The sequence below is a fragment of the Agrococcus sp. KRD186 genome, from assembly GCF_017168255.1.
Taxonomy (GTDB): domain Bacteria; phylum Actinomycetota; class Actinomycetes; order Actinomycetales; family Microbacteriaceae; genus Agrococcus.
This window is the reverse complement of record NZ_JABFAP010000003.1, coordinates 1-5,783: the sequence shown is the minus strand read 5'-3', so window position 1 is coordinate 5,783 and position 5,783 is coordinate 1. Positions and strand designations below refer to the sequence as shown.

At 62.4% G+C, this 5,783-nt stretch carries 4 protein-coding genes; all 4 read right to left on the bottom strand.

The features are described 5' to 3' along the window. Positions 1-96: 96 nt before the first annotated feature. The 4 genes from J1M46_RS14960 to wecC are packed head-to-tail and all read right to left on the bottom strand — an operon-like array spanning position 97 to position 5,681. A complete protein-coding gene (locus J1M46_RS14960; RefSeq protein WP_206448786.1) occupies positions 97-840 on the bottom strand; it encodes a glycosyltransferase in 744 nt (247 codons plus the stop codon). Continuing rightward, positions 840-2,336: a hypothetical protein gene (locus J1M46_RS14955; protein ID WP_206448785.1), complete on the bottom strand. Its 1,497-nt coding sequence runs from the start codon at positions 2,334-2,336 to the stop codon at positions 840-842. The genes J1M46_RS14960 and J1M46_RS14955 overlap by 1 nt, the downstream gene beginning before the upstream one ends. A gap of 4 nt (positions 2,337-2,340) precedes the next feature. Then, positions 2,341-4,440 carry a glycosyltransferase family protein gene (locus J1M46_RS14950; protein ID WP_206448784.1) on the bottom strand — a complete coding sequence of 700 codons (2,100 nt, stop codon included), beginning with the start codon at positions 4,438-4,440 and terminating at the stop codon, positions 2,341-2,343. Next, positions 4,437-5,681 carry a UDP-N-acetyl-D-mannosamine dehydrogenase gene (gene wecC, locus J1M46_RS14945; protein WP_206448783.1) on the bottom strand — a complete coding sequence of 415 codons (1,245 nt, stop codon included), beginning with the start codon at positions 5,679-5,681 and terminating at the stop codon, positions 4,437-4,439. The genes J1M46_RS14950 and wecC overlap by 4 nt, the downstream gene beginning before the upstream one ends. Positions 5,682-5,783: the final 102 nt, after the last annotated feature.

The following is a 5,783-nucleotide window of genomic DNA, read 5'->3' as shown; positions in this document are numbered from 1 at the left end:
CTGACATCACGCACGCCGTTCTCCTGACCACTCGTTTCCGTACCTTTGACAGTTCAGAAACTAGGCAGGGAACGGCGTGCGGCCGTCACGGCACGCTCAACGCGCCCACAGGTATGTCAGGAGCGCCCCAATTGTGCCCATATACAGCACGCGTAGCTCGTCATGGCCGTGCTCGGTGGGCGGGATGCCGGCATATCGTCGCAACGATGTGCCGTTGCGGATGACGGCGACAGTGGCGACGTCACGTTCTCGAAGCACTCGTGCGAACGTCTCTGTCGTCGTCACGACCAGCGCCGCACTTCGTTGCAACGCGGTCACGAATTCGTGAACGCGTCGCTTGAGGCGCGTGACGACTCGCTTCCCTCGCGTCAGCCCCGGCGTGTGCGACACGAGGTCGGGCCACGCATCCCGCATCTCGACGACCAGAGGTATGTGCAGCATTCGCGCGACGGTTCTCCCTGCGATCAGCGAGGGCAGCGCCGGCGCGGTTGCCACGACGATGTCAGGATTGAGACGGCCATCGCGGACCAGCCGCCGCACCGCGCGCACTGACCCTCGTGCAACCCAGAGGTGGTCAAGCGTGCGAGATGCGACCCCGCCGGTGTGCTGCAGAAAGGAGACGCGATGCACGGTGCCGCCGTGGCTTCCGACCGCGGTCCGGCCGCGGAGCGCGGCTGCCGGCGCATCCGGATCGATCTTGCCGGTGCGATTGTGCGGTGGCGGAGCAACGACATCGACGATGTGGCCGGCTGCCACGAACCGCTCGATCAAAGCACTCCAGCGACGTTGGGACGGGCCATTCTCGGGTTCGAAATAATGAGTGAGCAGCAGTACGCGCATCACTCGAGACCCGACCACTGATCTATCTGATCGTAGATTGCTTTGTCGCGCCGCTCCTTCCAAGGAAGCGAGAGCATGGCGCACAAGAGACGCCGGGAGTTCATCGGCAGCGCGACTGATGTTGATAGGTCGTACTCGGAGTATCCGGCCGCAGCCCACTTCGAGAGCCGATGCTCCCAATAGAAGAGGTCGTAAAAGTCGTAGTTCGCGATGCGCTCAGCAGTGAACTGCGTGTATTCGATATACTCGGCCATCGAGGCGATGAGCATGGGATCTTTGCAGACTCCTGACGGGGAATACTTGCGGGCGAGCACTTCCGGAGAGATCTGGTCCTGCTCCCGCTCCTGGTAGAAGCCTGTACCGATCTCTCCACCCAGCCCCCACAGCATCGTCGAGTCGATCGGCAGTTGCTCGTAGAACGCTTGGGCCAGCGTCGGGAATCGCGCCCACGATGGGAACGTGGTGTTGTACAGGTTTGCCATCGGAGTGCCACCTGTCAGCGGCGCAGAGAGATCAACGACGGCGAACCTCAACTGCGCTAGCGTAGCCAGCTGGTTCGCACGCTTGAGGTCGACCAGCGTCGACTCGGTCGCGCGCGCGAAAAAGTGATAGGTCAGGGCGACGGTGCCTTCGCGCTGCAGCAGGTCCATCGCGCTCAGGAGGATCGAGCGCGCGTCCCGTCCTGCCGTGAGAGCGAAGTAGCTGGCGGTCTGTGCGGGCAGCCAGCACTCGACTTGGTACCGCAGCTCTTCGATGAAAATCGTTGCGGCCTCGTCCACCGACAGTTCAGGAAGATCCTCAAACGGGAAGAAGCGCTGATGGCGCACCTCGCCGTGCGAAATCGCCAGCGCGCAATTGGCGAAGACGAGATCGACCGCGTCGAACGGATGGATGAGTCCAGGCAGGCTCTTCCCACCCGGGCTGACATAGTCCGGGTGCCCCATGATCCAAGACTTCTTCGACGACGCCTCGTCGCCGATGCTCTTTGCCACCAGCACCGCGTGCGACGAGATGTGGATTCCAGCCGCATCAGCCGCCCAGAAGCACGAGAGGCTTGCCATGGGGTCGACGTGAACGCGGACGTCATCGCCGGAGAAGCCGACGATGACGTACCTGCCGCCGACCCAAGCAACTTCGCGGTCGAACCCACTCCAGTCCTCAGCGCCAGCCAGGACTGGAAGCAGCGACTGCGCTGTCTCCGGTGAGCTGGCGCTCTGGCTTGACGAGTCGAAGGCGTGGCCCAGAATCAATACAGCCGAGCGCTGGTCCGCGCCGCGCTCCAGGATCATGGGCAGGTTCGGGTCGTGCGACAGCGTCCAGGTGCCGATCCGTACGCTCAACCAACTCTCCGGAACCGAGACGGCAGCCGCACCCTTCGACAGAAGGTAGCCGCGCGCATAGAAGTTCCTGTAGCCCGCGGTAACCGACGCAGGCTTGGACGCGGTATGGGCGCGGTTATATGCCGCCCATGCCTCGCTCAGCTCACGATCGATCATCGCGTCAGACCTCAATCTGATCGCGGCCGTCACCGATGTACTTCATTACGCCGGTCGAATAGAGACTACGATCACTGACGCTCCAAGTGTGCCGGGACTTGTCCTGCTTGCGATTCACCACGAAGTTGAACCTATCCGCGCTGTAGATCTGGGCGCCGTCACTCTTCAGACGTGTCAAGACGCTCGAGTCCTCACCCCTGCCCAATTCCGCAAACGGATACTCCTGGAACATGCTCTTCCGGGCGACGAACGTCGCACCGCGAACGAAGTCGCCGTACTTGTGCTCCTTCAGCGGCATGGTGAGCACGGTGTGGTTCAACGCCTCGAAGTAGATGAAAGTGGATGCTTTGCCGGCCAGTTCGGCGCCCGAGAACATCAGCGCATTCATCATGTCGCCGACGTAGTTGGCTCCGTACCAGTCGTCGTCGTCCATCCGCACCACGATGTCGCCGCTCGCGAGCTCGACGGCATGGTTCAGGTTCCGACCCAGCGACCAGTCATTCGGAGCTTGCGCGAGCTCGAGCTCGATGCCCATGCTCGAGAGCACGGCGAACGCCTCCCGTGGGAACTCGAATCCATGCGAGACGACGACGACTTGCTGCGGGCGCATCGACTGGCGTGCCACGTTGTCGACGATGGCCTGAGCATGGTCGGGCCGATTCGTGGAGATGATCACCGAGACGTCGCTGGACTGCACCGGAAGGTCGAGCCCAGTCGCCTGCGCGATCGTCTCGGCTCGGTGGCGATAGGTGTGCCGTTGCCAGATCTCGCGCTGCGCGCGATGGGCAAGCCTGTCGCGATACTCATCCGACTTCACCAGGATGCGAATGGTTTCTGCGGTGTCGACCTCGTTGGCCACCGTCGAGATGACTCCACCGGGGAAGAAGGCGTCGATCGCTGCGCTCGGCGGGGTCACGACGGATGCGCCGCACGCCGTCGCCTCGAAAATTCTCCGCGCGAACATCGTGCTCGATCCAACGACCGAGTTCACGTTCAGCACGACCTTGTAGGCGTGATATGCCGAGACCATCTCCTGATAGGAGAGCGATCCTCGCACGAACTCGTCGAACGGCTTGGGGAACTGGTACCGAGGATCGCCGCCGAACTGGCGCGAGAATATGTCGAACTCGAACTTCGATGCCGCCGGAAGCAGGTAGTTGAGCTGCTCTCGACGCTCTGGATACTTGTGCTGGAAGTACATTCCTCCGAATGCGACCTCACGATCGCGTGCGCGCCCCTTCAGCTGTGCCGGGTTGTGCATCGCAGGCTGTGCCGCGAAAGGCAACACGTGCACTCGATCGTGCCCGAGTTCGCGGCGGTAGGTGGGGATCAGGTCGCCATCGGTCGTGAAGACCACGTCAACGAGTCTTGCGAGCGGCAAGAAGTCATCGAAGTGGGGCGGATCTTCCTTGTTCCACAAGATGACCGGGATGCCGCGGCGCTGCGCTTCGTCGATGGCTTCAGTGACCGCCGGTCTCGGCGCGGAAGACCCAACCAAGTGGTACTTCCAAGTGCCGGAGTTTCCTTCCCAGGCGCTCTCGATGAAGAACAGATCGGGCTGCGCGTCGTCCATCACCTGACGCCAGTTCTCCGGGGTAGGCAGGTGTTGCTCCCACTCCGGGGCGAACGCCATCGCTGTGAACTCATCGGCGATCATCATGACCTTGAGCGACGAGGCCAATGGGCGTGGGACCGTGCGCATCGGCGGGAACTTCGCCGGACCTGTCAGCGATCCGCTGCTCTCGCCATCATGGCTTGACCGCTGTTCTATCTCTCGCACGGTCTTCTTGATCTCACGCACCAACGGGGCCGAGCGTCCAACGGAACCGGCCGTGTCGTTGACGGTTCGAGTGAGCTTCTTCACGCGCTGCAGCGTCTCGTCCACCCGTGCATTGATGTGCTGCATATCCGAAATCGCGAGTTGGTTCGCGATCAGGCTCAACGCAGTGTGCAACCATAGCCCGCCGACGAGCACGGAGAGCACGGCGCCGAATGCGAAGGCTGAAAGTAGCGCGAAGACCGCAGCGACGGCAGTCGCAAGTACAACGACTACGGTCGTTGCGGCACCTGTCCGTGTCAAGAACGCCCTCCGCAGATGCTTCATCGCCACACACCCTTCATGTCGATGACGACCTTCTCTTCGAGCCGACCGCGGTCCACACGCTTGAACGGGGAATGGTCGACCAGCAGCAAGACGATGTCGGCCGCATCGATCGCGGTATCGAGATCCTGCTGCTGCACATTTGCGAGGCCGCCCAACCGTTCTGGCAGCGATGCAACGTTCGGCTCTACCACCCGGATACTGGCGGCCGGCAGCTCGATGGCAAGCTCACGGACTATCTCAAGCGAGGGCGATTCACGCAGGTCGTCGATGTCGGCCTTGAACGCGATGCCGAGCGCAGCGATGACCGGCGCTTTGAACTTCGCCGCCTTGGTCAGCACCTTGCCGATGACATATCGTGGCTTGCTGTCGTTGACCTCCCGCGCCCATCGGATGAGCCGTGCCTCTTCCGGAGCGGCGGCGACGATGAACCAGGGGTCGACCGCGATGCAGTGGCCGCCCACGCCGGGGCCCGGCTGCAGGATGTTTACTCGCGGGTGATGATTCGCAAGCTCGATCAGCTCCCAGACATCGATTCCGAGCTTGTCGCAGATGATGGAGAGTTCGTTGGCGAAGGCGATGTTGACGTCGCGGAACGAGTTCTCGGTGAGCTTCGCCAGCTCGGCCGTGCGCGCATCGGTGATCAGGAGCTCGCCGTTAGAGAATGTCGCGTACAGGTCTCGCGCCATCTCGCCGCCTACGGGGGTCAGCCCACCGATGACTCGATCGTTCTCGGCCATCTCGACCATGATTCGACCCGGGAGCACACGCTCCGGAGCATGCGCGAAGTAGACGCTGTTGGGACGCCCGTCGGTCGCGGTCAGATCGGTCCGCTGCTGCAGAATGAACTCCGCCATCTTCTCCGTGGTTCCCGGAGGAGAAGTCGACTCGAGCACTACCAGTTCGCCGCCCTTCAACTCCCGCGCGATCTGCTGCGCAGCTGCCTCTATGAACTTGGTGTCGACTGAGTAGTCGTCGTTGAATGGCGTCGGAACCGCGACGATGTACGCGTCCGCGTGCGGCGTCTCTGTCTGCGCGACCAGGAGGCCCTTGTGCACTACTCCTGTCAGCGACGCTTCAAAGTCTGGCTCGTAGAACGGGACCTCACCCTTGTTGATCTGCTCGACGTATCGCTCGTTCACGTCGACACCGATGACTTTGATGCCCTTCGACGCGATGAAGGCTGCGGTCGGCAAGCCGATGTAGCCTAGGCCGATGACCGGAGTTCCGCAACTGGTGAGCACACGTTGCCCGGGATTCCGCGCGGTGGCGCGGAAGTTGACGGTTGGGCGTGTGGGGGTCGTGTTACTACAGGGTCGGCTCGGACCGGCGTATCGGCCTCAGTT